Source organism: Sphingomonas sp. (assembly GCF_965227385.1).
Classification (GTDB): domain Bacteria; phylum Pseudomonadota; class Alphaproteobacteria; order Sphingomonadales; family Sphingomonadaceae; genus Sphingomonas.
In genome coordinates this window covers 1,004,382-1,030,418 of sequence record NZ_OZ245750.1, presented here as the reverse complement: position 1 = coordinate 1,030,418, position 26,037 = coordinate 1,004,382, and the positions used below count along the sequence as shown (strand labels likewise).

The following is a 26,037-nucleotide window of genomic DNA, read 5'->3' as shown; positions in this document are numbered from 1 at the left end:
TCAGGCCCCCATCTGCGCGAGCATGAGATAGGCGAGGCGCGCCGTTTCCGGCGTCGGCCGCAGCGGATTGACGGTCGGCACCGCCGATGCCTTGAGCCGCCCGGCACTCTGCAGCCGGTCGAGCGTGGTCAGCCAGCCGCGATCCTGTCCGACCGCGTCATTGCCCAGCACCACTTCGACATCCTCGCCGAGCGAGGCGACGAGCGTCTGGAAGCGGGCGTCGAGGCTGCCCGAAGCCGTGCCGGTCGCGCCGACCGCAGCAGCGCCACGATCCAGCTTGCCGGCGAAGCGCTCATAGATTTGCCCCAGCGAACGCTGCGAGCCATCAGAGGCGTAGAAGATGTTGCGGTTGGCGCGCGCGGCGGCGGGAAACAGGCTCGCCGCGCCGCGGGTCGGGTCGGCATCCATCGCGCGCAGGAATTTGCGCGCGCCGCCGAGCCCCAGGAAATGCGCCATATAAAGGTCGGTGCCGGTCGCCTCACGCCCCAAAGATGCTTCCAGCGCATCCTTGTTGTCGCTGGCATGTTCGGCGGCCATCAGCGATGCGGCCTGCGGATCGTTGCGCAGCGACAGGATCGCCTGGCGCGTTGCCGGGTCGGACACGGTGTAGCGGCCTGCGGCAGTCTGGCGGATGCTGTCCGCCGCCCAGCCCAGCCCGTGCTTCTCGCCATGATCCTTGATCACGCCGAGCCAGCTTTGTTCGATGAACTGATAGAGGCCGGTCGCGCTGGAGGTGCGCGCGCGCGCATCGGCGCGCAGCCCGCTTTCGACCTGTGCCTGGCCGAGCAGATAGTTGAAGTCGATGCCGGTCTTCTGGCTCGCCGTCGCGATCGCCGTGGTGACGGTCGTTCTGGCTCCGATCGAAGGTACGGTCATAGGCCCTGCTTCTCATCCCCTTGGGTTCGGGAAGATCAGCAAGAGCCGTGCCAGTTTGATTATGTAGGCGTCACACCAGCGAAAGCTGGGGTCTTTTGCCGCCGGAGACCCAGCTTTGGCCGGGGTGACGGGCATGCAATTAGCCAGCGGCAAATCTGGGCCGGTAGGACGGCAAATCATTGCCGGTCAGTGCCGTCAGTCGCCGCCGCACATTGGCGGCCATCAGGTTCACATAGATCCGGCAGCTTTCGTTCAGCCGGTGCGCTTCCTCGGCCAGCGCCTTGAGCTCGCCCGACAGCGCGGGATCATCGTCATTGGCGGCCCCCACTGCCTCGATGCCCATCAATTTGTCGCGCGTCGCCTGCTCCAGCGCGGCAACGTCGTTCGCCTTCAGCGCGGCGATCTCGGCGTGCAGCGCCTCGATCACGCGGATCAGGGCGTCATGCCGGGTCATTCGGATTCCACTGCAGCTTGAGCGCGAGCAGCCGGTCGGCGATCGTCGAGGGGACCAGCGGGAACTTGCCGTCGGCAATCGCCTTCTTGATCCGCGCGACCCGCTCGGCATCGACCGGCGCGCTGGCAGCGGCGGCCTTGGTCAGCGACGCAGCGGCGCTGGTCGTTGCGGTTTCGGTCGCACCCTCCAGCCGAGCGACGGGCGCGGCCGCGGCCACCGGCGTGAGCCGGGGGGCAAGAGATGCAGGCTTGAAGCCGACTGGATCCACCATGTCTGCGACCCTTTTTCTGCGGACATACGCAAAAACGACGCTTTGACGGGGAGCTTTAGGAAAAAGTGCATCGACGGCGAATTTTTTCACCGCCGCGCGGTCAATCCCCGAAACCGGGCAGCTTCGCGCGACCGGGAGCGAGCGCGATGGCCGCAACCGGGGGGCGCTTGTCGTCGGTCTTGACCAGAACGCGCGCGCCGGCCGCAGCATCGCCCATCGCCAGCCCTTCGCGCGTGATCGAGAAGCCGGCGGCGCCGACCTCAAGCATCACCGGATCGCCGCGACGGATCACGAATTCGACCTTTGCGGCCACCGGAGCGGGCGTGGTGGCGGTGGGCGCAGCCTTCGGCAACGCGTTGATCGCGACGAACACGCGCCATTGCTGCGGCCCCTGACAGCGGATCACCACCGCATCCTCGGCCGGCGAGCGCCAGCTGAGCTGCGGCGCATCGCATGGGGCGAGCTTGAGACGCTTGTCCACGGCAGCGCGCGCGCCGCCCTCGGCACCGATCGGGGCACCCGCGAAGCGTTCGACCAGCTGGTCGAGCGCCTCGGTCGACTGGAAGGTGACGGCGGGGCCGGACAGGGCGATCAGGAGTGCGATCATTGGGGATCTCCAGCGTCTGATGGGGGATCGCCGGCAAATCCGACGGAAAGCGTCACGGCGCGGCGCTGGCCGGGCGTGACGCGAAGGATCAGGCGGTCGGGCGGCACTGCGCCCTGTGCCACCAATGCTGCGGCAACGGCGCGCGCACGATCGGCGGCGAGAATGGCGGCGCTGCCGGTCCGGGGATCGACATCGCCGGTCGGCGCAGTCGATCCGGTGATGGTAATGACCGTACGCGTGTCGCGCGCCACGTCTCGCGCCCAGGCGATGGTTGCGCCCAGCTCGGCATTGGCGCTTCCGGGCGCATAGCCGTCGACCCGCGCACGTGCGACCGCCATCGGATCGGCCGGCGCCGGGGCTTCGGTGCCGAAACCGCTGCGCAGCCCGGCGAACAGCCGTGCGCGATCCGCCTCGCGATGCGCCTGAAGCAGGACGAAGAAGCCGATCAGCAGCAGCGCCAGATCGGCGAGCGTGATCAGCCACACCGAGCGGGCGGGGGCGATGTCGTCCCAGCTGTCGGGGGAGACTGCGGCGCTCATGCCGCCAGCTCGCGTTTGCGCGCGCGTTCGAGCGTGGCGAGTCGCGCCAGTGGCGCCGCCAGCCGCAGCCGCTCCGCTTCCTCGACCCGCGCGAGGCGCTTCAGGCGCGCGACGATCGGCATGGCGACGAGATTGGCAAGCAGCGCGCCATAGAGCGTCGCGAGCAACGCCACCGCCATCGCTGCGCCGATGCGGTCGGGATTGTCCATCGCCGCGAACATGCGGACCAGGCCCAGGATCGTGCCGATCAGCCCCATCGCGGGTGCAGCTTCGGCCACCCCGCTCCACAGTTCGATCACGGCGCGGTGCCGCTCGGCGCGCATTGCGGCGCGGTCGTGGACGATCGCCTCGATCTCGGACGGGCTCGCGCCATCGACGGCGGCGGCGACCGCAGCTGCCATGTCGGGATCGTCGATCACCGACCGGTCGAGCGCGATCAGCCCGTGACGCCGCGCGATCTTCTCGAGCGACCCGGCCTGCGCGATGAGCGGCGCGGCGTCGCACGGGCGGCGGGCGAGCGTCTTGAGCGCGATCAGCCCGCGCGCGACATCGGCAAGCCGGTGGCGCAGCAGCACGCTGGCCGCCGTTCCGCCCAGCACGATGGCGAGCGCCAGCGGATCGAGCAGCACGGATGCGTCAAGCGGGGCCAGCGCGGCAAGGTCGGCGGGTGCGGCACTATTCATGCGCGAGAGCTTTGCAAGCACCGGGCCAATTCGACCGCCGGGAGGGAAACCCCGGCAAGGACATGCACGACCGGCAAAAGCGGCAAATCCGCTGCCGCCGCCCGGCAAATCATTGCCGCCCCTATCGGTCAAAGCGGCAAATGCGGCGATTCCGGCACACTCCCGGGAAATTGGCACGCCCATTGCTAGGAACCGTCCGAACACAGGCATGAGGACCGTTCATATGGGCAGCAACAGTCTCTTCGGGGTGCACGGCGCGGCGCTTCAGGTGCGGTCGCAGCGCATGGGCGTGCTCGCGTCGAACATCGCGAACGCGTCGACCCCCGGCTTCAAGGCGAAGGACATCGACTTTCGCGCGGCACTGAACGCGATCGAGACCCCCGGCATGGCGGGCGCCGATCCGATCAGCAGCGCGACCAAGTATCGCGTGCCGCTGCAGTCCAGCCTCGACGGCAACACGGTCGAGCTGGCCACCGAACAGACCGCCTTTGCCGAGAATGCCGTCGCCTATCAGACGACGCTCGCCTTTCTCAACGGCCGCATCGACACGCTCAAGCGCGCGCTGAAGGGAGAATAACCCATGTCCGACCAGCCGCTTTCCATCTTCCAGGTCGCGGGCCGCGCCATGTCGGCGCAGCTCGTGCGGATGAACACCACCGCCTCCAACCTCGCCAATGTCGGCCAGGTCGCGTCCAGCCCGGGCGAGGCCTATCGCTCGATGAAGCCGGTGTTTCGCACCGCATTCGATGCCGCGAGCGGCATGGCGACCGTCGATGTCGAGAATGTCGTCGTCGCGGGCGAGGTGCCGACCAAGCGCTACGACCCCGGCAACCCGATGGCCGATGCCGAAGGCAATGTCTGGGAAAGCGCGGTCGATGAAACCCGCGAGCTGGTCGACATGATGGAGACCGCCCGCACCTATCAGAACAATGTCGAAGTGATGCAGACGGCCAAGACGCTGATCACCCAGACGCTCAACCTGGGACGCAGCTGATGACCGCCTTTGACACGACGCTGAGCAACCTTGGCATCGGCCGCACCGGCACGGCCAATCAGGCGAACACCAGCGGGCTGGGTTCGTCGCAGATGGACCAGTCCGACTTCCTGACGCTGATGACCGCGCAGATGAAGAATCAGGACCCGTTCGATCCGGTCGACAACACCCAGATGGTTGCGCAGATGGCGCAATTCTCGTCGCTCGCCGGGATCAGCGAGATGAACACGACGCTGCAGGCGATCGCCGCCAAGCTTGGCGGGACCAGCACTACCGACATGGTCAGCTGGGTCGGCCGCACCGTGCTGACCGAAGGCAGCGTCGCCTATCCGCGCACCGACGGGTCGCTCGGCGGCATGATCGAGCTGGGCGCCAAGGCCGCTGAGGTCAATGTCGTGATCGAGGGGCCGAACGGCGAAATCCTCAAGAGCGTATCGCTCGGTGCGGCGCCGGCCGGCCAGACCGAATTCGAATGGGACGGCACCACCGACACCGGCGAGCCGGCGGGCGATGGTCCCTTCACCATCCGCGTCGCGGCACGCGATGCAGATGGCGCTGCCGTCACTGCCAAGCCGCTCGTCTGGGCCCCCGTGACCTCGGTCGCGATGGGCCGCGACGGCAATCCCGTCCTTACCCTGCCTGGCATCGGCCAGGTGTCCACCACCGCCATCCGCCAGATCGGCTGAGTCCAAACAGGAGCCTATTCGATGTCCTTCTACACCTCGCTCTCGGGTCTTCAGGCGGCGCAGACCGACATGTCGACCATCAGCCACAACTTGTCGAACGTCTCGACCAACGGGTTCAAGAAGAGCCGCACCGAGTTTGCCGACGTGATCGCGTCGAGCGTGTCGCTGAACCCGAACCAGATGATCGGGTCGGGCACCGTGGTGAAGGCGATCCGCCAGCAATTCGGCCAGGGCGGGATGCAGCAATCGGCATCGAGCCTGGACATCGCGGTTGCCGGCGACGGCTTCTTCGCGGTCAAGCCGAGCCTGGACGCGGCGGGGGTAAACTTCACCCGCAACGGCAGCTTCCTGGTCGACAGCAACCGCTACGTCACCGACTCGCAGGGCGGCTATCTTCAGGTCTATCCGGTCGACGGATCGGGCGCGGTGGTCGCCACCGGCCTGGGTTCGACCGTCAACCTGCGCCTGCCGCAGACCAGCGGCGTGCCCGAAGCGACGGAGAATGTCGCGCTGTCGCTCAACCTTTCGGCCTATTCGTCGGTCCCGTCGGAAGCGTCGCGGTTCAGCGAGGATACGCCCTATGCGTTCGACCGCTTCGACCCCGGCACCTATAACAACTCGACCCAGACCACGATCTATGACGCCAGCGGCAATCCGCTGACGATGACCAGCTATTTCGTGCGCGAGACGACCGAGGCGCCGTCGACCTGGTCGGTCTACACCTTTGTCGGCGACAAGCAGCTCGGCACCGATGCGGCCAATCCGCAGCCGGTGACGCTGACCTTCGACGCCAGCGGCGCGCTGACCAACCCGACCGCGCCGACCCAGTTCGCGCCGTTCACCGTCGGGTCGAGCACCACCGAACAGAGCATCGCGCTCGATTTCGGCGGGCGCACCACCCAGCTCGGCGCGCCGTTCAGCGTCGACAGCCGCAGCCAGGACGGCAAGGCGGTCGGTCAGCTCGACGGGGTCACGGTGGGCGAGGACGGCATCGTCCGCGCCAGCTTCTCCAACGGCGACAGCCTGGCGCTGGGCAAGGTGGCGCTGGCCAACTTCTCCAACCCCTCGGGCCTGCGCCAGCTCGGCAACTCGACCTGGGCTGCGACCGGCCTGTCGGGCGAACCTCGGCTGGGTGAACCGGGCGTCAACGGCTTTGGCGGCCTGATGTCGGGCGCGATCGAGCGATCGAACGTCGATATTACCGAGGAACTGGTGGGCCTGATCGCGGCGCAGCGCAACTTCCAGGCGAACGCCAAGGCGCTCGATACCGCCAGCCAGATCTCGCAGACCATCTTCAACATTCGCAGCTGATTTCAGCGATTTAGGAGGCATTCGCGATGGATAGACTCGTCTACACCGCCCTCTCCGGCCTCAAGGGTCAGATGCAGGCGCAGGCGACGATCGCGAACAACATCGCGAACGCCTCGACCATCGGCTACCGCGCCGACCGCGTCAATTTCGAGCGCCTGCTGGTGCAGGGCGACGGCCATGACAGCCGCCAGCCCAGCGTCGAGACGGTGGTCGACATGGACCGCCGCGCCGGTGCGATCACCCAGACTGGCCGCGGGCTGGACATCGCGATCACCGGCGACGCCTGGCTCGCGGTGCAGGCCGCCGATGGCAGCGAAGCCTATACCCGGCGCGGCGATTTGCGCGTCGCACCGAGTGGCGTCTTGGAAACCGGCGACGGTTTCCCGGTGATGGGGTCGGGGGGCCCCATCACCGTGCCGCCGCACGACAAGATCATGATCGCGAGCGACGGAACATTGTCGATCGTGCCTCCGGGCGCCGATCCCGCGCAGCCGCCTCAGATCATCGACCAGATCAAGCTGGTCAGCGACAAAGGCAGCACAACCGTCAAGGGACTGGACAATCTGCTCCACGTCCGCGGCGGCGGCGCGCTGCCGCAGGACATGGACGCGACGGTGATGTCCGGCGCGCTCGAAGGATCGAACGTGAACCTGACGCAAGCGCTGGTCGACATGATCGAGAATCAGCGCAGCTACGAGGTGCAGGCGAACCTGCTCCGCGAAGCCAAGTCGATGGACGAGAGCGCCGCGTCTTTGATGCGCGTCAGCTAAGAATTTTAAGGAAGGAACACCACCATGGGTTCAGCAGCAATGCACATCGCGCGCACCGGGCTTGATGCCCAGGACATGCGCATGCGGGTCATCTCCAACAACCTCGCGAACGTGAACACCACCGGGTACAAGCGCGACCGGGCAAGCTTCGAGGCGCTGGCCTATCAGGTCGTCACTGCCCCCGGCGCGGCGAGCACGGCCGAGACCAAATATGCGACCGGCACCAATCTCGGCACCGGCGTGCGCATTCAGGGCACGGCGCGGATCGACACCCAGGGCGCGATGCAGACCACCGGCAACGCCCTCGACATGGCGCTCGACGGCAATGGCTATTTCCAGGTGCAGATGCCCGGCGGCCAGCTTGGCTATACCCGCGCGGGCAATTTCGCGCGCTCGCCCGAAGGCATGCTGGTGACGAGCGAGGGCTATCAGGTGATGCCCGGCATCACGATCCCCGAGGGCGCGACGTCGATCACCGTCGGCAGCGACGGCACGGTCAGCGCAACCATTTCGGGCCAGACCGAGGCGAGCCAGGTCGGCCAGATCCAGATCGCGGCCTTCCCGAACAGCGCGGGGCTCCAGGCGATCGGCGACAATTACCTCGTCGAAACGGCGGCGAGCGGCGCGGTCAATCTCGGCATCGCCGGGCAGGACGGGCGCGGCAACATCCGCCAGGGCATGCTCGAAGGATCGAACGTCAATGTCGTCGAGGAACTGGTCGACATGATCGAGACCCAGCGCGCGTACGAGGTCAATTCCAAGATGATCTCGGCAAGCGACGAGATGCTCCAGTACATCAACCAGAATGTCTGAGGGCCAGATGATGCGCACGCTGTTCGCCCTCGCCGCCCTCACCGCCTGCGCGTTCGCCGCGCAGCCGGTCGACGCGAAGCTGTTCGGGAAGAAGCAGCCGGCGGAGGATTTCACCGTCACCCTGCCCACCCCCGTCGCGCCGCCGCCCGCTGCCAACGGATCGATCTTTCAGGCGAGCGAAGGCTATGCCGCGCTACACGAAGGCACGCGCGCACGGCGCGTCGGCGATCCGGTGACGATCGTGCTGGTCGAACGCACCAGTGCGTCCAAATCAGCCGGGACCAATCTCGACAGCGGGGGAGGCTTTTCGATCACCCCGCCGACCACCGGTGCGCTCAACCTGTTCAACCAGAGCGACGCCAGCATCAGCGGCAAGCGCGGGTTCAAGGGCACCGGCGCGGCCGACCAGTCCAACGCGCTGTCGGGTGAGATCAGCGTGACCGTCGCCGCCGTGCTCCCAAACGGCACAATGCTGGTCCAGGGTCAGAAGCGCGTCACGCTCAACCGCGGTGACGAATTCATCCAGATCAAGGGCATCATCCGCCCGACCGACATCGACGCGAATAACCGCATCGCATCGACCCGCGTCGCGGACGCCCGCATCGCCTATACCGGCAAGGGCGATGTCGCCCGCGCCGCCCGGCAGGGGTGGCTCAGCCGCTTCTTCCAGGTCATCAGCCCGTTCTGAGGAATTTGACCATGATCCGTTTCCTCATCGCCCTGCTCGCCACCCTGATCCTCGCCCAGCCCGTCGCGGCGGAGCGGATCAAGGATCTCGGCAATTTCCAGGGTATCCGCACCAACCAGCTGACCGGCTACGGCATCGTCGTCGGGCTGCCGGGCACGGGCGACGACAATCTGGAATATACCGTCCAGTCGATGAAGGGCGTCACCGCCCGCTTCGGCCTGGCGCTCCCGCCCGGGGTCAACCCGGCGCTGAAGAACGCTGCGGTGGTGCTGGTCACCGCCGAGCTGCCCGCCTTTGCCAAGCCGGGCCAGAAACTCGACATCACCGTATCGTCGATGGGCAAGGCCAAGTCGCTGCGCGGTGGCACATTGGTGCTGACCCCGATGCTGGGTGCGGACGGACAGATCTATGCGATGGCGCAGGGCAACCTCGCCGTCGGCGGGCTGGGCGCCGAGGGTGCGGACGGATCGAAGATCGTCGTCAACATCCCTTCGTCGGGGCGCATCCCCGAAGGCGCGACGGTCGAGCGCGCGGTCGAGACCGGCTTCGCCACCGCGCCGACGCTGACCTACAACCTCGCCCGTGCAGATTTCACCACGGCGCAGCGCGTCGCCGATGCGATCAACGGCCGTTTCGGCTTCGGGACCGCGCGCGCGATCGACGCGGTATCGGTCGCGGTCACCGCGCCGCAGGGCGCCGATGTCCGCGCGCAGATCATGAGCGAGATCGAAAATCTCAACGTCGAATCCGCCGAGGCTGCGGCCAAGGTAATCGTTAACGCGCGCACCGGCACCGTGGTCATCAACTCGGCGGTGCGGGTCAGCCCCGCTGCGGTAACACATGGTAAACTTACCGTTCGTATTGATGAATCCCAGCGCGTCGTTCAGCCGCTGCCGTTCAGCCAGGGCGAGACCCGGGTCGAGCAGCAGAGCGGCGTCGGCGTCGAGGAGGAGAAGCGACCGATGTTCCTGATGGATCCGGGTCCCAAGCTGGCCGATGTGGTCAAGGCCGTGAACGCAATCGGCGCATCGCCGGCCGATCTGGTCGCGATCCTCGAGGCGCTGAAGCAGGCTGGCGCGCTCAAGGCAGAGCTGATCGTCCTGTGACCGACCTTCGCTCGCCCTTTGCTATGAGTTCAGCTGCGCTGAACCGCGGCACCAGCCCGCTCCCCCACCCGGCCACCCAGCGGCAGGATCATGTGGGTGGCCGGGTGGGGGAGCGGGCGGGTGCCGCCCCAGGTTTGGCGCAGCCAAACCTGGCAGGAAGTGTCTCTACCGACACCGCCCGGCTGGGCACGCGCGACAATCTCGACCAGGCGGGCGAGAAGTTCGAGGCGATCTTCACCAAGATGATGCTGGGCGCGATGCGCAAGGCGAAGCTGGCCGACAGCCTGTTCGAAAGCCAGGCGCTCGACCAGTTCCGTGACATGCAGGACCAGAAGCTGGCCGAAAACATGGCGGCGCACACGCCGATGGGGATCGGCAAGGCCATGACCGAATTTCTCGCCAAGGCCGGCAGCGTGGCCGAGACGGCTCCGACCGCTCCCGAAAAGGGTGAACTGCCATGACCGACATGCTTTCGATCGGTGCGAGCGGGGTGCGCGCCTACCAGACCGCGCTGACCACGACGTCGGAGAATATCGCGAACGCCGGGACCGCCGGCTATTCGCGGCGCGTTGCGACGACGCGCGAAGTGGCGGCGCCAGGCGATGCCTCGGGCCGCACGCTCAACGGCCTCGGCGTGACCGTCAGCGGCGTAACCCGCACCGGCAGCGACCTGCGCAACGCCGAAGTGCGCGCCGCCGGGTCCGACCTTGCCCGCAGCGAGGCGGGGATCGTGTGGCTCGACCGGATCGAAAGCGCACTGACGGGCAACAAGCTCGACGAGCGGATGACCGCCTTCTTCAACGCCGCGACCGCACTCGCCGCCGATCCATCGGCCAGCGCACCGCGCGCAACCTTCCTTCAGGCCGCAGCGACGCTGGCGCACAGCTTTGCCGCGACCGCCAGCGCGATCGACGGCGCCGCCGCCGATCTCGACGGTACCGCCGAAGCCGCGGTCGCCGATCTGAACACGCTCAGCGCCGGCCTGGCCAAGGTCAATGCTTCGCTCGGCCGCACCGCGCAGGGCAGCAGCGCACAGGCCGCGTTGCTCGACGAGCGCGACCGGCTGCTCGACTCGATGTCGGCGCTCACGGATGTTTCCGCCAGCTTCGACACAGCCGGCCGCGCCACGGTGCGCGCCGGCGGCGGCGGGCCGTTGCTGGTCCAGGCCGATCAGGCGGCCATCGCTACCTATGCGCGGAGCGACGGCGCCGTCTCCTTCGCCGTCTATGGCATCGAGGGGTCGCAGGCGCTGGCACCCAGCGGCGGCGCGCTGGCGGGGGTCGCGGAGGGCGCGGCCCGCCTTTCCGATGCGCAGGCTGCGCTCGACACGCTCGCCACCGATTTCGCCGCTGGCGTCAACTCGGTGCAGGCAAGTGGCGAGGATCTGGCCGGTGCCTCTGGCGGCGCGATGTTCACTGCCACCGGCGCGCGCGATTTTCAGCTGGTCCTGACCGACCCGCGCGGCATCGCCGCAGCAGCTCCGGGTGAGGGCGAACGCGGCAACGGCAACCTTGCCGCGCTCGCCACGCTGCGCCGCGACGAAGGCTTTGAAAGCCAGTTGACCACGCTGACCGCCGGCAATGCCAGCGCGCTTGCCGGACGTCGCGCGATTGCCGAAGTCCAGTCGACGATCCGCGGCAACGCGGTCGCGGCACGCGATTCGGTGACCGGCGTCAACGTGGACGAGGAAGCGGTCGACCTGATCCGCTTCCAGCAGGCCTATCAGGCGTCGAGCCGCGTGATCCAGGTCGCGCGCGAGACGCTCCAGACCCTCTTCGACATCCGGTGATCCCCATGCGCGTGACGACCAGCCAGAGCTTCGATCGCCCGTCGCTGCTGATGACGAGCCTGACCAGTCAGGCCGACAAGCTGCAGACCCAGGTCGCGACGGGCAAGAAGATCCTCGCCCCGTCGGACAGTGCGTCGGGGTGGCAGCAGCTATCGGGGCTCAAGCGTGCCGCGTCCGACGACGACGCCTATGGCGCCAATATTAAGTCGGCCCAGGCGCTGCTCGCCGCGACCGATACCGCGCTCGATCAGGTGGAAACCCAGCTCCAGCGCGCCCGCGCCCTGGCGGTTCAGGCGAACAGCGACACGGTGAACGCCGAGGGTCGCGCGGCGATCAAGGTCGAGATCGAGGCGATCCTCGAAGACCTGATCGGCGTCGCCAACAGCACGGACACGCGCGGCCAGCCGCTATTCGGCGGCACGTCGGGCGATGCGGCCTATACGGTGCAGGAGGACGGCAGCGTGGCGTGGACCGGCGGCGGCGACGTCGCGGCGATCCCGATCGGCGATGGCGAGGCGATCGCCGCCACCACCAGCGGCGCGCGCGCGTTCGGCGGTATCACGGGGTCCAGCGGGACCACCGACATGTTCCAGATCCTTTCCGCCTTCGCCGCGGCTCTCGAGCCGGACGGAGCGGAAGGCGGCGTCGGCACCGCCATGAGCGACCTCGACGCCGCCCTCGATCATCTCGGCGCGACACGCGCCTCGGTCGGCGCGCGCGCCTTCCGCCTCGATCTCGAGGCCGAACGGCTGGACGAGATCGGGATCACGCGGGAAGCTGCGCGCACCGGCATCGAGGACGCCGATACGGCGGAATCGATCGCGCAGCTGCAGAAGACGCTGACCATCCTTCAGGCGACTCAGGCGAGCTTCTCCAAGCTCAGCAGCCTGTCGTTGTTTGATTATCTGCGCTGATTTCCGCGCAAGTTCGCGGTGAATCGGTCGTTAGACATCTTTGAACAGGCTGCCTGTCCGGCGGCTCCGGTGACTTCGGGGGAAGATCGCGCTCATGTTTCCAGCAATCGGCTTCGTCGTCCTGATCGCGATGGTGTTCGGCGGCTTCGCGCTGACCGGCGGCGCGCTCGAGCCTGTACTGCACGCGCTCCCGCACGAAATGCTGATCATCGGCGGCGCCGCAGTCGGCGCGCTGATCATCGGCAATTCGGGGCGCGAGCTGAAGGCGCTGGGCGGCGGGTTCGTGAAGGTGCTCAAGGGCCCGAAATACAAGAAGCAGGATTATCTCGACGCGATCTTCCTGGTCAGCAAGCTCATGAAGCTGCTGCGGATCGACGGCCCGATCGCGCTGGAACCGCATGTCGAGGACCCCAAATCCTCCGCGATCTTCGCCGAATATCCCCGGTTGCTCGCCGACCATGCGCTGACCAGCCTGATCGCCGACACGTTGCGACTGGTCGTGGTCTCGTCGGGCACGCTCGACGTGCATGCGGTCGAGGAAGTGATGGATAACGCGATCAAGACCCATCATCACGAGGTCGCCGAACCACAGCACGCGCTCCAGAACCTTGCCGACGCGCTGCCCGCGCTCGGCATCGTTGCGGCGGTGCTTGGCGTGGTCAAGACGATGGGATCGATCGACAAACCGCCGAACATCCTGGGCGGGATGATCGGATCGGCGCTGGTCGGCACGTTCCTGGGCGTGTTGCTGGCTTATGGCCTGGTCGGCCCGCTCGCCGGGCGGCTGAAGCAGATCATCGATGCCGATGCCGCGATCTATCACACGGTCAAGCAGATCATCATCGCCTCGCTCCACGGCCATCCGCAGCCGCTGGTGATCGAAGCTGCGCGCAGCGGCATTGCGCATCACAACCAGCCCGGCTTCGCCGAAGTGTTCGACGGTCTGCGCGGGCGCTGATGATGGGTTTCGGCACCAGCCCGCTCCCCCACCCGGCCACCCACACGTTACTCTCAATGGGTGGCCGGGTGGGCGCGCGGGCCGGTTCGGCTTCGCGCTGTGAGGCGCGCAAAAAATGACGGCCAGGGCACCTCATGCGGCGAAGCAGCCGCCCAAGATCATCGTCAAGAAGATCATCGTCGAGGGCGGCGGGGATCATCATGGCGGTGCGTGGAAGGTCGCCTATGCCGATTTCGTGACGGCAATGATGGCGTTCTTCCTGCTGATGTGGCTGCTCGGCGCGACCAACGAAAAGCAGCGCAAGGCGCTCGCCGATTATTTCGCCCCGACGCTGATCGAGTTCAAGCAGAACAGCGCCGGGTCCAACGGACTGTTCGGCGGCGATGCGATCCAGGGCAAGGACAATTACCCGACCAACGGCAAGCAGACCGGCACGCGGTCGATGACCATCCCCGCGGGCGCGACCGGCGGTGATCGGGTCGGCACGGGCGAAAAGGGCAGCCTCAAGAACAAGGAGGCGATGGACGCCGCCGATCGCAAGGCCTTTGCCAAGATGAAGAGCGAGATCGAGCGCAAGATGAAGGCCAATGGCCTCACGCGGCTGGGCAAGCAGGTGCGGTTCGTGCCGACGCGCGAGGGGATGCGCATCGACCTGATGGACGACGCCGATTACTCGATGTTCGCGCTCGGCACGACCAGCTTCGTTCCCGATGCGGCGGCGCTGGTGAAGCTGGTGGCGCAGTCGATCGCGGATTCGGACAACCCGCTGATGATCCGCGGCCATACCGACAGCCTGCGCTATGGCGACCCGACCAACATGAACAACTGGATGCTGTCGAGCGCCCGGTCGGAGGAGACGCGCCGCCGGCTGGTCGCGGCGGGCGTCCCGGAGGCGCGGTTCGAACGGATCGAGGGCGTCGCCGACCGCGAGCCGCTGATCGCTGCCGACCCCGCAGACCCGCGCAACCGCCGCGTCGCGATCACGCTGCTCTATCGCAAGAGCAAGCTGGACAAGTAGGGTCGCTTCAGCTCGCGCTGACGTGCGGCATCGGCCCGCTCGCGTCGCGTCAGCGACGCCAAAGGCGCTTCAGAAAAACAGCTTCCGAACACTGATCCGCACCGTCCGCCCGACCGGGTCGAGCAGCGTCGGCTGATAGCTGTACGGTGTCCCACCGGTGGCGTCGGTGACCTTGAGCCGGTTGTCGAAGATATTGTCGACCGACAGCACCACCCGCGTTCCCGCCAGCCAGCGATTGTCGCGCACGAATTTGAACTGCGGGCCGAAATTGGCGAACAGCCGCAGATTGACCGTCGCAAAATCGTCGAACCGCAGCTGGCCCGCCCCGGTTGTGCCGCCATCGACCCGCGTCGCGCTCTGCCAGTCGGCATTCAAGCGGAGCCCGATACCGTCGCGGACCACCCCGGCGCGCACCTCGACCTGATGGCGGGGCGACCCGCCCCGGCTGCCCGTCGCCGATCCGTCGAGCAGGTCGAGCGCGGGGACGCCATCGCGGATCTCGATCCGGTCGGTCAGCGCCACGGTGTGGAACACGCCGAACTGCAGCCGCCCGCCGCCGCCCGGTCCGCCGCCGCCGCGACCGCCGCCGAAGCCGCCAAAGCCACCTCCGCCCGGCCCGCGCCCGCCACCACCCGGCCCCGCGCCCGGACCGCCTTCACCACGCGGCGGACGTGCACCTTCGGGCGGTGTCTGCGGCGCAGCGTCGCCGGGTTGGCCCGGTTGCGGCTGGCCCTGTTGCTGCTGGCGTTCGCGCGCGGCGATCATCGCCTCGCGGCGCGCACGGAACTCTTCTGCAGCCTTGCGCGACAGCGGCGAGGCGATCGGCGCGGAAAAATTGATGCCCCAGCGGATCTGCTCGCGCTCGCTGCGCGCGAAATTGACCGGACGATTGTCGATCCGGACCAGGCGGCCGCTGCCATCGCGCACGAAACGGTCGGGGAACGCCGCCTCGATCTCCCCCGTCGCCGTCGGGAAGGATGCGATCGGGTCCCGAATGATGCTCTTGGTGTAATCGACATTGAAGCTCAGATCGAGCTTCTGCACCGGCTGGTAGTTCAACCCCAGCTTCATCACGCTGCGGTTATCGGCGACCAGGCCGGGGTTGCCGCCATCGCGGCGAGTGATATCGACCGTCTCGCCGCGCACGAAATCGAACACGCGCACATTGGGCGTATCGACCACCGGATTGCCGAGCTGCTGCGCCGAGGGCGCGCCCTCCTCTTCGGTGAACGAGGCGAGCATGCGCAGCCCGTCGACCGGCGACCAGTTCGCGCCATAGCCATAAGTGAGCAGCGTGCCGAAGTCGGAAAGCTGTTCGACCTCGGCATTCGCGTTGAGCGATAGATTGCCGAGCGGACCAAGCGGCGCGCGGGTGCGGCTGGCGATGGGCAGGTCGATATTGCCGCGCACGCTACCGCTCGTGCGGCCGATATCGGTTGCGGTGTAGCCGGTGGCGCGGCGCGATTCGGCGTCGAAATCGCTGGTGCGGGCGTTGATGCGCAGGCTGGTGTTAATCGCGCCGGCGGGCAGTTCGGCGACGGGGCCGTTGACCAGCGCATCGATCGATCCGACGTTGGATACCGATCGCGCCCAATCGGTGCGCCCGGTGTCGCGGTCGGTGAGGGTGCGGCTTTCGACCCGATCCCAGTTGCCGGTCAGCGACCAGCGCCACTTGGTCGAAATGTCACCGTTGAACGACACGCCACCCTGCAGCGTATTGGTTTCGCTGCTGCGTTCCAGCGGAGCCGCGCTGCCGGTGGGCAGGCCCAGCAGCGAATCGCTCCAATTCTGCTCCATCCGCAGGTTGGCGGTGGCGACGGTCTTGCCGATATTGCGGCTGAGTACGCCGTTGAGCGCCACATTTTCGGTGGCGGGGCGCAGCGTCCGGAAATCAAGGTCGGTGCGCGGCGGCGCGCTCGGATCTGGGATGATCTCGCGCTCGCTCTCCAGAAGCGCGGTGTCCCGCTCATATTCCAGGTCGAGATTGAGCCGACCATTGGGATTGAGCCGCAACAGGCTGAGCTCGACCTCTTGCCCGCCAGTCCCGCCATCGGTCGCCGCGCCACCCTCCAGCTCGACCGTGAAGGAGCGGAAACGGCGGCGCAGGACGATGTTCACGACCCGCTGATCGGCACGATAGCCGAGCTTGAGCGCGGCTTCTTCGGGCAGGATGTCGACCCGCTCGATCGCTTCGGGCGGGATGTCGCGGATTTCGCCGAAGCCGGAGATGCGACGACCGCTGAGCAGCAGCACCGGTGCCCCGCCGCCGCGCCCGCGGCCGCTGCGCGTCTGCGGCTCGAGTTCCGTCAGCAGTTCCGCGAGCGACCCGACGCCATAGGCGCGGATGTCGGCGGGGTTGAGCACCAGATCTGGCTTGACGTCGCCGGGGACCGATCCGCGTGGTGCGCTGCCGGTGATGACCACTTCTTCGACATCGTCGCCCATTGCACCGCCGGGTGCGCCGGGCTCCTGCTCCGGTTCGGCCTGTTGGGGCACAGCGGCCGGGGCCGGTGCGCCGGTCTGCGCCGCGGCCATCGCTGCCGGCGAAACCGCCGTCATCCATAATGCCGTCATCCAGGCCGATTGCCGCATCCGCTTACTCCAGAACCCATGATACCCGCCGGGCGATGCCCCGCCCCGGTCGCACTAGCTGCGCTTTGTCGCAAAATTGTGCCGCTGCGAAGGCGAAGTTGGAGTCGAACTCAGCTGCGCCGAATCGCGGCACCCGCCCAAACGCTAATCGAAGCGCGCCTTCGAAATATGCGAAATGCGACAGGCCAGGTCGGCCTCGCCGCTGGCGACGATCCATGTGTCCCCCGCATCGACGATGCCGGTGCTGAACACCACCGGCGCGGGCAGATAGCGGCGATCGGCGATCGCTTCGGTAAGCGCGGGCCGCTCTTCCAGTAGCGGCACCCCATCCTCCTGGCGCAGCACGAGCGCGGGATCCTCACGGTCCAGCAGCGCCCAGAAGGTGCGATAGGCCCCGATTGCGGCGCGCTGCTCGACCCCGTGATAGAGCATCAGCCACCCTTGCGGGGTCAACACCGGCGGCGTCCCCCCGCCCATGCGCCGGTTGGTGCTGGTCCCACGGCGGGCGCGCAGGCCGGGAGCATCCAGCGGCTTCCAGTGCAACGCATCGGGCGACTGGGCGAGCTGGATCGCCGGCCCGCCAGTATAGAGGCTGTCGGGCGGCGGCGCGAACCATGCCTCGCCCAGCGGGCGGGTCAGCGCCATGAACCTGCCCCCAACCTTCCCCTCGAACAGGCACATGTCCTTGTTCTGGTGATCGAGCACGATCCCTTCGCAACGATAGTCGAGCCCGTTCACCGAGCGATAGAGCGCGGTGCATTGGCGCTCGTCCGACACCGCGCACACGGTCATATACCACGCCCCGCCGATCAGGCTGATCCGCGCATCCTCGATCCCCAGCGCCATGAACGATGCCGAGGGTTCGATCGCCTTGTCGTAATGCACCTTGAGCACGGTGCGCCCGTCACCCGAAATCTCGACCGGAAGCAGCCAGGACAGCGAAGTAAGCCCGGATAGGGGCGGGACACTGCCGCGCAAACGAAAGGTGCGCGGGTCGTCCATCTCCAGCCCGTCGAGCGGATAACGATCGAGCACATAGCCGGCGGGTGTCCAGCGGATCGCGCGGGCATGACCATCGACCACCGGCTCGGTCAGTGCCTCGGCAACGCGCACCATCAGCAGCAGATTGCCGCCCGGCAGCCGCGTCAGGCCGGGGTTGAACGCGCCGAGGACATAGGTGTCCGCGTTGAGCGACCGGCGCAGCGGCGAGCGCGACAGGTCGACATTGTCGGGCGTAAAGATCAGCGTGTCGTCGATCACTATCTCTGCCCCCACATTCGGTCCGCCACACGCCAAGCGCGCGATGTCTTACTCGGTTTCCGGGCGGTCCTGCATCTGGGCATGGTGGCGGATCACCTCATCGATGATGAAGCGCAGGAACTTCTCGGAGAATTCCGGATCGAGATCGGCTTCGGCGGCCAGTTGGCGCAGGCGGGCGATCTGCCGCTCCTCGCGCGCGGGGTCGGCGGGGGGCAGGTTGGTGTCCGCCTTGAACCGGCCCACTGCCTGGGTAATCTGGAACCGCTCGGCGAGCAGAAACACCAGCGCCGCATCGATCCGGTCGATACTCTGGCGATAGCGCTGCAGCGTTTCTTCGCTCATCTTCCTGCCCTCCGGTCGCGCTATCGGTCGCGCCGACGCCTTCTTGCCGCGCTTTCCGCCCCGCGCAACCCCCAGCCACTTGCCTTTGCGTCGACTTGCCGCCATCGCGTCGGCATGAGCGCGACCATCCATCGCATCGGCCGCAGTGCCGCACCTTCGCTTGAGCCGATGATCGCGCTGGTTGCGGGTGACATGAACCACGTCAATGCGGTCATTCTCGACCGGATGCAGTCGCAAATCCCGCTCATCCCCGAATTGGCCGGCCATCTGATCGCGGGCGGGGGCAAGCGCATGCGCCCGATGTTGACGCTGGCGAGCGCGCGGCTGCTCGATTATCCGGGCAATCGCCACCACCGGCTCGCGGCGGCGGTCGAGTTCATCCACACCGCCACGCTACTGCATGACGATGTCGTCGATGGCAGCGACATGCGCCGGGGCAAGCGCACCGCCAACCTCATCTGGGGCAACCCCGCCAGCGTGCTGGTTGGCGACTTCCTGTTCAGCCGCAGCTTCGAACTGATGGTCGAGGATGGCAGCCTCAAGGTGCTCAAGATTCTGTCCAACGCCAGCGCGGTGATCGCGGAAGGGGAAGTGAATCAACTTACCGCCGCCCGCCGTGTCGAATTGGACGAGGGGCGCTATCTCGACATCATCGGCGCGAAAACCGCCGCCTTGTTCGCCGCCGCGTGCCGGATCGCCGCCGTGGTCGCCGAACGCAGCGAGGCGGACGAAGCCGCGCTCGACGCCTATGGCCGCAATCTCGGCATCGCCTTCCAGCTGGTCGACGATGCAATCGACTATGTTTCCGACGCGGGAACGATGGGCAAGGACGCCGGCGACGATTTCCGTGAGGGCAAGATGACCCTTCCCGTCATCCTCGCCTATGCGCGCGGAAACGAGGAAGAGCGCGCCTTCTGGCGCGAGGCCGTGCTGGGCCGCCGAAACGACGACGCCGACTTCGCCTATGCGGTCGAGCTGGTCCGCGCGAGCCGTGCAGTCGATGACACGCTCGCCCGCGCACGCCATTACGGCCAGCGCGCGATCGACGCGATCGGTTCCTTCCCGGCCAGCGCGGCCAAGGATGCGATGATCGAAGCGGTCGAGTTCGCGGTCGCCCGAGCATATTGAGTTTCTGATCCGGCGGTGCCGGATCAGAAAACCACGCTTACTCCTCGACCGGCTCGTCCTCGTCGTCATCGACGCCGAGCGCGTCTTCTTCGTCCGTATCCAACGCTTCGCCGATCGCGTCGGCGATCAGGTCAAGCTGTTCGAAGCTGGCGGTCAGCTCGATCGTCTCGCCATCCTCATCCTCGAAATTCAGCAGATAATCGCCCTTGCCGTCTGCCGCGACCGTGAAGCTCGAAACTGTGCGTGCCATATCGTGTCTCCTTTCCGATTGGGCGCAACGCGCGCCGCGCGATCCAGTGCCATCCCGGCTTCAAGCGACGCGCCGAATTGCGTAGGGCGGGCGGGTGAGCGACCTGCCGATCCATGCCGTCCTGCCCGACCTGCTCGCCGCGCTGCGCGATGGCAGCAACGCGGTACTCGTCGCGCCGCCCGGTGCCGGCAAGACCACGGCAGTCGCCCCCGCGCTGCTGAGCGAGCCGTGGTGCAATGGCGAAATCCTGCTGCTCTCGCCCCGCCGCCTCGCCGCGCGCGCCGCAGCCGAGCGGATGGCGGCGCTGGCGGGGGAGAAGGTCGGCGCGACCTTTGGCTATGCCACGCGGATGGATACGCGACGCTCCGCCGCGACACGGGTGATGGTCGTGACCGAGGGGATTTTCGTCAACCGCATCCAGGCCGATCCCGAGCTGGCCGGGGTCAGCGCGGTATTGTTCGACGAGGTGCACGAACGCAGCCTCGACAGCGATTTCGGGCTGGCGTTGGCGCTGGATGCGCAGGGGGCGCTGCGGCCCGACCTGCGGATCGTGGCGATGTCAGCGACGCTCGACGGCGCGCGGTTTTCCGCGCTCATGGACGGCGCGCCGGTCATTGAAAGCGAAGGGCGCAGCTATCCGCTGGAGCTGCGCCATCTCGGTCGCCCGGCCGAGGCGCGGATCGACGAACCCGTCGCCGCAGCGATCCGACAGGCGCTGCGTGAGGCGGAGGGCGGCATCCTCGCCTTCTTGCCCGGCGTTGCCGAGATCGAACGGACCGCCGAACGGCTGGGCGACATTCCCGGCGCCTTCGTCCACAAGTTGCACGGCAGCCTCGACCCCGCAGCCCAGCGCGCCGCGATCGCCCCCGATCCGACCGGGCGGCGCAAGATCGTGCTGGCGACGTCGATCGCGGAAACCTCGCTCACGCTCGACGGCATCCGGGTGGTGGTGGACTCTGGACTGGCGCGCCGCCCGCGCTATGACCGGGCAGCGGGGATGACGCGGCTCGTCACCGAACGCGCGAGCCAGGCTTCGGCGACGCAGCGCGCGGGCCGCGCCGCGCGGCAGGGGCCGGGGGTCGCCTATCGGCTGTGGGAGGCGGCGGCGACGGCGGGGCTGCCGCCCTACGACCCGGCCGAGATTCTCGAGGCCGACCTGTCGGCGCTGACGCTCGACTGCGCGCTATGGGGTGTCGCCGATCCACGCGACCTGCGCTGGCTCGACCCGCCGCCCGCTGCGGCGGTAGCCGAGGCGCGCGCGCGGCTGACCACGCTGGAAGCGCTAGATGCCGATGGCCGCCCGACCGCGCATGGGAAGGCGATCGCCGCGCTGCCGCTGCCGCCACGGCTCGGCCACATGCTGGTGCGCGCAGGCGAGCTGGGCATGGCCGACACCGCCGCGCAGGTTGCGGTGCTGCTCGGCGAGCGCGGGCTGGGCGGCAATGACGCCGATCTCGAATTGCGGATGCGCCGCTGGCGCAGCGAACGCGGCCAGCGCGCGGAAGCGGCACGAAAGCTGGCGGAACGCTGGGCGAAGCTCGCCCCTTCAGCGCCCCCCAGCACCGAGCCCGGCGCAGAGCAGGTTGCCCTGTGCATCGCGCTCGCCTTCCCCGACCGTATCGCACGCCGCCGCGACGCATCGGGCGAGACCTTGGCCTCCGCTGGCGGGCGCGGGTTCAAGCTCGACTCCACTTCCTCACTCGCCCGCCACGAATGGCTGGCGGTCGCCGAAACGCAGGGGATGGCTGCCGGCGCGCGGATCCTCTCCGCCGCCCCGCTCGATGCGGCGCAGATCGACAGCCTGTTCGCCGATCGCATCGAAATGCGCCGCCATGTCCGCTTCGACCCCGCGACCGGCCGGGTCGAGACAATGCGCGAACGGCGTCTCGGCGCGATCCGCCTGTCCGCCGGTCCCGACAGCGCCGCCGACCCGGACGAGATCGCCGCCGCCCTGCTTGAAGGGGTGCGCGCGCACGGCCTCGCGCTGCTGCCCTGGTCCGACACCGCACAGGCGCTGCGGACGCGCGCGGCCTATGCCGGACTCGACGCGCTGTCGGACGCCGCGCTGCTCGCCGATCTCGACGACTGGCTGCCCCCGCTGCTGGCGGGCAAGCGCCGCCTCGACGCCGTGTCCGGTGAGGGGCTGACTCAGACGCTGCAGAATCGGATCGGGTGGGACGGGCAGAAGACGCTCGACCGCCTCGCCCCGGCGCGACTGGAGACTCCCGCGGGGTCGAGCCACGCGATCGACTATGCCGCAGAGGGTGGACCGACGGTCGAGGTGCGGGTGCAGGCGCTGTTCGGCCTCGCGACCCACCCGATGCTGGGCGATGGCACGCCGCTCGTCCTCTCGCTCACCTCCCCCGCCGGCCGGCCGATCCAGACAACGCGCGACCTGCCCAGTTTCTGGAAAGGCAGCTGGGCCGATGTCGCCAAGGAAATGCGCGGCCGCTACCCCCGCCATCCCTGGCCCGACGATCCTGCAGCGGCCAGCGCCACGCTGCGCACGAAAAATGCAGATGCAAGGCGGCGCGGATCGGGATAAAGGGGCGAGCATGTCAACCGCACGCATCTATCAGCGCCCGAAAAACGCCATGCAGTCGGGCCGCGCCCGGACCGATCGCTGGGTGCTCGAATTCGAATCGCATGAGAAGCAGCGCCCCGACCCGCTGACCGGTTGGGCCGGATCGGGCGACACGCGCGCGCAGCTGCGGCTGAACTTCCCGACGCTGGAAGCAGCCAAGGACTATGCCGCGCGCGAAGGGATTGAGGCGCATGTCGTCCCGGCCCCGGTGAAGACACTCAAGCTGCAGGCCTACGCCGACAATTTTCGGTGAGCGCTAGCCGAGCAGGCTGCTTCCCAATGCCACCAGCAATTTGACGTCGATCGCCATCCCGCGCGCGCGACACTCCTCGACATAGGCGGGGACGTCCGCCAGCTTGACGCGATGGACGATGATGTCCTCCCCCTCCACGCCGCCGCCGTCGCCCACACGCGTCAGGCCATGCGCGCGGACCAGGGTGAAGCTCTCGCTGACCATGCCGGGCGAGGAGAAGAACTCGCCGAGCGACTCGATCCGCTCGGCGCGATAGCCGGTTTCTTCCTCCAGCTCGCGTGCGGCTGCGGTCTCGTCCGCCTCGTCATCGCCCCCATCGCCGATCAGGCCGGCAGGCAGCTCGAGGCAGCGGCGGCCAAGCGGCACACGATATTGCTCGACCAGCAGCAGATTCCCGTCGTCATCGACCGCGACGATCACCGCCGCGCGGATGCCCCGCGCGCGCGCGACATATTCCCAGCGGCCCTGGCGCTTGGCGGTGATGAACTTGCCCTGCCAGACCGTCTCGACCGGCGCGTCGGCGTCGGGAAAGCTCATAGTTCAATCAGCCGATCGGGCAGTTCGTTCGCGTCGCCCGCGGTCTTCGGGAAATGCGTCGTAAGAACCGCGCCGATCCGCGTCACCGCGTCGGCCATGCCGCCCGCCGGATCGCCTGCGCGCACCTTGTCGACCAGCGCGACCATCGCCTCGCCCCACACGCCCTCTTCGACCTTGGCCAGAATCGCTTCATCGGCGATGATCTCGGCACGGTGTTCGGCCAGGCTGACATAGAGCAGGACGCCGACGCGCTCGGCGGTGCGTTTCTCGGCGCTCGCCTTGAAGAACTGCACCGCGCGCCGCCGCACCCGCCGTCCGCGCACTGCGCCGGGGATCAGCACCCCGCGCCCCGGCAGTGCCTCGAACCCGAAGCGGACCGCCAGAAAGACCACCGCCTGGATCACCACCAGCAACGCGAGCTGGAGATGCCGCTCCGCCTCGCCCCAGCCGCCGGTGAACAGCGCGAGCTTGGCATCGAGCAGATCGGGGAAGAAGGCGAACAACCCCAGTGCCGCAAGCATCGCCGCCCCGGCATAATAGAGCGAGACGTCGTGATAATGATCGGACCAGTCGGTGACGATCGTCACGATCTCGCCATCTGTCCCGCGCTCTGCCGCTGCCACCGCAGCGGTGACGCGAGCATGCTCCTCCGTCGTAAAACGCCGTGCCATCACCATCCCCCCGATGCGCCGCCGCCGCCGAACGACCCGCCGCCGCCGGAGAAGCCCCCGCCGCCGCCAAAGCCGCCACCGCCTCCACCCCAGGAGCCGCCGCCGCCGCCCCAGGACGATCCGCCGCCGCCGCCCCAGCCGGGGCCCCAGATCACCACCGGCGCACGCCCACGGCGATATTTCTTGCCGCGCGCCGCGCCGATCACGATCGGCAGCACGACCATCAACAGGATGACCACCCAGAAGATCAGCACGAATACCCCGGCGCCGCCCTTCTTGCGCGACTGGCCGCTGTCGATCAGCTGCTTGGCCCGCGCCTCCGCGGCTTCGAGCGGGAGTTTCAGCTGTTCGTTGATCGCGGCTGCGCCCGCCATGATGCCGCCGGGCATGTCGCCATCCTTGAACTGCGGGATGATCGTGTCACGGATGATCATGCCCGACAGCGCATCGGTCATGATCGGCTCAAGGCCATAGCCGACCTCGATCCGCACCTTGCGCTCCTTCGGCGCGACCAGCAGGATGATGCCGTTATCGGCGTCCTTCTGCCCGATCCCCCAGTCGCGACCGAGCCGATAGCCGAAATCCTCGATCGGATAGCCTTGAAGGTCCGGGACGGTCGCGACCACCAGCTGACGCCCGGTGGCCTTTTCGGTCGCCGCGGACATAGCGGTCAGTTCAGCTTCCTGTGCCGGGCTGAGCAGATCGGCTGCATCGACGACCCGCCCCGTCAGCTTGGGAAAGCTCTGCGCCGACACCGCCTGCCCGGCGAATGCGGCGAGCAGCAGCGCGAGAACCAGATGCACGAACCTCATGGCGTTGCTCCCGGTACATTGATTTCACGGATGATCGCGGCACTTCCGGCCAGGATCGCTCCAGGCATGTCCCCCGAACGGATGCGCGGAATGATGGTGTCGGTGATAATCGCCTTCGCCTCCTCGTCGCGCAAAACGCCTTCCAGCCCGTAACCGACCTCGATCCGCACCTGACGTTCGGTCGGTGCGACGATCAGCAGGACACCGTCGTCAACGTTCAACCGGCCGAGCTTCCACGTACGGCCCAGGTCCAGCCCAACGTCCTCGATCCTGCGGCCGCCCAGCGTGGGCAAGGTGACCACGACAAACTGGCTGCGCGTCGCCTGCTCGGTTTGTACCAGCGCCCGGTCCAGCAGTGCCTCCTTGTCCGGCGGCAACAGATCGGCGGTATCGACTACCCGACCGGTCAGCTGGGGCAGGGCCGGCGATGCATCCGCCGTCGGCCCGCTTCCTGCCGTCCCGCAACCGGCCAGAAGCAGGAGCGGCAGGAAACGATATGCGATCAGTTGCCGTTCCCGAAGTCGACCTTCGGCGCGGTGTCGGCGCCCGGGGTGGTGGCCTGGAACGGAGCCATCGGCTTGGCGCCGTAGAAGATCTTGGCGCCGATCGCGTCGGGGAAGGTGCGGATGGTGGTGTTATAGCTCTGCACCGCCTCGTTATAGTCGCGCCGGGCAATGCCGATGCGGTTCTCCGTCCCCTCCAGCTGGGTCATCAGCGTCGCGTAATTGCCCTGGCTCTTGAGCTCGGGATACGCCTCCTGCAGCCGCTGCAGCGACAGGGTCACGCCCGCCTGAACGCGGTCGTAGGCGGCGAGCTTGGCCGGATCGGTCAGGTCGGCGTCGCTGACGCGCACCTGCGTCGCGGCGGCGCGCGCCTGCGTCACCTCTGTCAGGATCGCCTTTTCCTGCGCGCCCGCCGCGCGGACGGTGGAAACAAGGTTGGGGATCAGGTCGGCGCGGCGCTGATACTGATTCTGCACCTCAGCCCATTTCGCCTTCGCATTTTCCTCGGCGGTCGGAACGCTGTTGAGCCCGCAGGCGGACAGCATGGCCGCTGCAACCAGCGCGGCAACCAGACGAAGCTTCATCGCGATGAGTCCCTCATAGTGTGTCGCATCCATACGACACCGCA

General features: G+C 67.7%; 31 protein-coding genes. 16 read left to right on the top strand and 15 right to left on the bottom strand.

Annotated elements, in window-relative coordinates; translation table 11 throughout:
* The 6 genes from ACO05N_RS05010 to ACO05N_RS04985 form a co-directional block, all read right to left on the bottom strand.
* Positions 1–876 carry a lytic transglycosylase domain-containing protein gene (locus ACO05N_RS05010; protein WP_422056081.1) on the bottom strand — a complete coding sequence of 292 codons (876 nt, stop codon included), beginning with the start codon at positions 874–876 and terminating at the stop codon, positions 1–3.
* Positions 877–1,015: 139 nt separating this feature from the next.
* A complete protein-coding gene (locus tag ACO05N_RS05005; RefSeq protein ID WP_422056080.1) occupies positions 1,016–1,330 on the bottom strand; it encodes a flagellar protein FlgN in 315 nt (104 codons plus the stop codon).
* Positions 1,317–1,601 (bottom strand): flagellar biosynthesis anti-sigma factor FlgM, encoded by a 285-nt coding sequence (gene flgM / locus ACO05N_RS05000; RefSeq protein ID WP_422056079.1) that lies wholly within the window; start codon positions 1,599–1,601, stop codon positions 1,317–1,319. The genes ACO05N_RS05005 and flgM overlap by 14 nt, the downstream gene beginning before the upstream one ends.
* A gap of 100 nt (positions 1,602–1,701) precedes the next feature.
* Complete coding sequence (locus ACO05N_RS04995; protein ID WP_422056078.1) at positions 1,702–2,208, bottom strand: flagella basal body P-ring formation protein FlgA; 507 nt, start codon at positions 2,206–2,208, stop codon at positions 1,702–1,704.
* Complete coding sequence (locus ACO05N_RS04990; protein WP_422056077.1) at positions 2,205–2,747, bottom strand: flagellar motor protein MotB; 543 nt, start codon at positions 2,745–2,747, stop codon at positions 2,205–2,207. The genes ACO05N_RS04995 and ACO05N_RS04990 overlap by 4 nt, the downstream gene beginning before the upstream one ends.
* Positions 2,744–3,430, bottom strand: a complete 687-nt coding sequence (locus ACO05N_RS04985) for a motility protein A (RefSeq protein WP_422056076.1) — start codon at positions 3,428–3,430, stop codon at positions 2,744–2,746. Before ACO05N_RS04985 ends, ACO05N_RS04990 begins: the two co-directional genes overlap by 4 nt.
* Positions 3,431–3,653: 223 nt before the next feature.
* On the opposite strand from ACO05N_RS04985, the gene flgB reads away from it, so the two are divergent.
* The 13 genes from flgB to ACO05N_RS04920 all read left to right on the top strand — a co-directional run bounded on the left by flgB (position 3,654) and on the right by ACO05N_RS04920 (position 14,477).
* Positions 3,654–4,007 (top strand): flagellar basal body rod protein FlgB, encoded by a 354-nt coding sequence (gene flgB / locus ACO05N_RS04980; RefSeq protein ID WP_422058707.1) that lies wholly within the window; start codon positions 3,654–3,656, stop codon positions 4,005–4,007.
* A 3-nt stretch (positions 4,008–4,010) separates the two neighbouring features.
* Positions 4,011–4,424 carry a flagellar basal body rod protein FlgC gene (gene flgC, locus ACO05N_RS04975; protein ID WP_422056075.1) on the top strand — a complete coding sequence of 138 codons (414 nt, stop codon included), beginning with the start codon at positions 4,011–4,013 and terminating at the stop codon, positions 4,422–4,424.
* Positions 4,424–5,110: a flagellar hook assembly protein FlgD gene (locus ACO05N_RS04970; RefSeq protein WP_422056074.1), complete on the top strand. Its 687-nt coding sequence runs from the start codon at positions 4,424–4,426 to the stop codon at positions 5,108–5,110. The genes flgC and ACO05N_RS04970 overlap by 1 nt, the downstream gene beginning before the upstream one ends.
* A gap of 21 nt (positions 5,111–5,131) precedes the next feature.
* Positions 5,132–6,421, top strand: coding sequence for a flagellar hook protein FlgE (locus ACO05N_RS04965; protein ID WP_422056073.1), 1,290 nt, complete (start codon positions 5,132–5,134; stop codon positions 6,419–6,421).
* A gap of 26 nt (positions 6,422–6,447) precedes the next feature.
* Positions 6,448–7,191: a flagellar basal-body rod protein FlgF gene (gene flgF, locus ACO05N_RS04960; protein ID WP_422056072.1), complete on the top strand. Its 744-nt coding sequence runs from the start codon at positions 6,448–6,450 to the stop codon at positions 7,189–7,191.
* 24 nt (positions 7,192–7,215) lie between these two features.
* Positions 7,216–8,004, top strand: coding sequence for a flagellar basal-body rod protein FlgG (flgG, locus tag ACO05N_RS04955; RefSeq protein WP_422056071.1), 789 nt, complete (start codon positions 7,216–7,218; stop codon positions 8,002–8,004).
* The gene (locus tag ACO05N_RS04950) at positions 7,997–8,692 is read left to right on the top strand and encodes a flagellar basal body L-ring protein FlgH (RefSeq protein ID WP_422056070.1); all 696 of its coding nucleotides are present in this window, start codon (positions 7,997–7,999) and stop codon (positions 8,690–8,692) included. Before flgG ends, ACO05N_RS04950 begins: the two co-directional genes overlap by 8 nt.
* A gap of 11 nt (positions 8,693–8,703) precedes the next feature.
* Positions 8,704–9,798, top strand: a complete 1,095-nt coding sequence (locus tag ACO05N_RS04945; protein WP_422056069.1) for a flagellar basal body P-ring protein FlgI — start codon at positions 8,704–8,706, stop codon at positions 9,796–9,798.
* Positions 9,799–9,821: 23 nt separating this feature from the next.
* The gene (locus ACO05N_RS04940) at positions 9,822–10,259 is read left to right on the top strand and encodes a rod-binding protein (RefSeq protein ID WP_422056068.1); all 438 of its coding nucleotides are present in this window, start codon (positions 9,822–9,824) and stop codon (positions 10,257–10,259) included.
* Positions 10,256–11,587: a flagellar hook-associated protein FlgK gene (gene flgK / locus ACO05N_RS04935; RefSeq protein ID WP_422056067.1), complete on the top strand. Its 1,332-nt coding sequence runs from the start codon at positions 10,256–10,258 to the stop codon at positions 11,585–11,587. The genes ACO05N_RS04940 and flgK overlap by 4 nt, the downstream gene beginning before the upstream one ends.
* A 5-nt stretch (positions 11,588–11,592) precedes the next feature.
* Entirely contained in the window at positions 11,593–12,501 is a 909-nt protein-coding gene (flgL, locus tag ACO05N_RS04930; protein ID WP_422056066.1) for a flagellar hook-associated protein FlgL, read from the top strand.
* A gap of 94 nt (positions 12,502–12,595) precedes the next feature.
* Positions 12,596–13,459 carry a flagellar motor stator protein MotA gene (gene motA / locus ACO05N_RS04925; protein ID WP_300496113.1) on the top strand — a complete coding sequence of 288 codons (864 nt, stop codon included), beginning with the start codon at positions 12,596–12,598 and terminating at the stop codon, positions 13,457–13,459.
* A gap of 115 nt (positions 13,460–13,574) precedes the next feature.
* Positions 13,575–14,477 (top strand): flagellar motor protein MotB, encoded by a 903-nt coding sequence (locus tag ACO05N_RS04920; protein WP_422056065.1) that lies wholly within the window; start codon positions 13,575–13,577, stop codon positions 14,475–14,477.
* A 69-nt stretch (positions 14,478–14,546) separates the two neighbouring features.
* Here ACO05N_RS04920 and ACO05N_RS04915 read toward each other — a convergent pair whose 3' ends face one another.
* From ACO05N_RS04915 to ACO05N_RS04905, 3 genes are all read right to left on the bottom strand, one after another.
* Positions 14,547–17,069: a TonB-dependent receptor gene (locus ACO05N_RS04915; RefSeq protein ID WP_422056064.1), complete on the bottom strand. Its 2,523-nt coding sequence runs from the start codon at positions 17,067–17,069 to the stop codon at positions 14,547–14,549.
* Between the two features lie 144 nt (positions 17,070–17,213).
* Positions 17,214–18,329 carry a glycosidase gene (locus ACO05N_RS04910; protein ID WP_422056063.1) on the bottom strand — a complete coding sequence of 372 codons (1,116 nt, stop codon included), beginning with the start codon at positions 18,327–18,329 and terminating at the stop codon, positions 17,214–17,216.
* A gap of 48 nt (positions 18,330–18,377) precedes the next feature.
* A complete protein-coding gene (locus ACO05N_RS04905; RefSeq protein WP_422056062.1) occupies positions 18,378–18,671 on the bottom strand; it encodes a chorismate mutase in 294 nt (97 codons plus the stop codon).
* 114 nt (positions 18,672–18,785) lie between these two features.
* Here ACO05N_RS04905 and ACO05N_RS04900 point away from each other — a divergent pair, with 114 nt between their 5' ends.
* Positions 18,786–19,799, top strand: a complete 1,014-nt coding sequence (locus ACO05N_RS04900; protein WP_422056061.1) for a polyprenyl synthetase family protein — start codon at positions 18,786–18,788, stop codon at positions 19,797–19,799.
* A gap of 37 nt (positions 19,800–19,836) precedes the next feature.
* Here the strand turns inward: ACO05N_RS04900 and ACO05N_RS04895 are convergent, their stop codons facing one another.
* Positions 19,837–20,049, bottom strand: coding sequence for a hypothetical protein (locus ACO05N_RS04895; RefSeq protein WP_422056060.1), 213 nt, complete (start codon positions 20,047–20,049; stop codon positions 19,837–19,839).
* A gap of 94 nt (positions 20,050–20,143) precedes the next feature.
* Between ACO05N_RS04895 and hrpB the strand changes: the two genes are divergently transcribed.
* Together hrpB and ACO05N_RS04885 are read left to right on the top strand one after the other, a co-directional pair.
* A complete protein-coding gene (hrpB, locus tag ACO05N_RS04890) occupies positions 20,144–22,594 on the top strand; it encodes an ATP-dependent helicase HrpB (protein ID WP_422056059.1) in 2,451 nt (816 codons plus the stop codon).
* A gap of 10 nt (positions 22,595–22,604) precedes the next feature.
* Positions 22,605–22,886, top strand: a complete 282-nt coding sequence (locus ACO05N_RS04885; protein ID WP_422056058.1) for an ETC complex I subunit — start codon at positions 22,605–22,607, stop codon at positions 22,884–22,886.
* A 3-nt stretch (positions 22,887–22,889) separates the two neighbouring features.
* On the opposite strand, the gene ACO05N_RS04880 is transcribed toward ACO05N_RS04885, so the two are convergent.
* The 5 genes from ACO05N_RS04880 to ACO05N_RS04860 form a co-directional block, all read right to left on the bottom strand.
* Positions 22,890–23,423 (bottom strand): NUDIX hydrolase, encoded by a 534-nt coding sequence (locus ACO05N_RS04880; RefSeq protein WP_422056057.1) that lies wholly within the window; start codon positions 23,421–23,423, stop codon positions 22,890–22,892.
* Positions 23,420–24,094: a TPM domain-containing protein gene (locus ACO05N_RS04875; protein ID WP_422056056.1), complete on the bottom strand. Its 675-nt coding sequence runs from the start codon at positions 24,092–24,094 to the stop codon at positions 23,420–23,422. The genes ACO05N_RS04880 and ACO05N_RS04875 overlap by 4 nt, the downstream gene beginning before the upstream one ends.
* Positions 24,094–24,906: a TPM domain-containing protein gene (locus ACO05N_RS04870; protein WP_422056055.1), complete on the bottom strand. Its 813-nt coding sequence runs from the start codon at positions 24,904–24,906 to the stop codon at positions 24,094–24,096. Before ACO05N_RS04870 ends, ACO05N_RS04875 begins: the two co-directional genes overlap by 1 nt.
* Entirely contained in the window at positions 24,903–25,316 is a 414-nt protein-coding gene (locus ACO05N_RS04865; RefSeq protein ID WP_422058706.1) for a TPM domain-containing protein, read from the bottom strand. Before ACO05N_RS04865 ends, ACO05N_RS04870 begins: the two co-directional genes overlap by 4 nt.
* Before the next feature lie 92 nt (positions 25,317–25,408).
* The gene (locus ACO05N_RS04860; RefSeq protein ID WP_422056054.1) at positions 25,409–25,993 is read right to left on the bottom strand and encodes a LemA family protein; all 585 of its coding nucleotides are present in this window, start codon (positions 25,991–25,993) and stop codon (positions 25,409–25,411) included.
* Positions 25,994–26,037 lie beyond the last annotated feature (44 nt).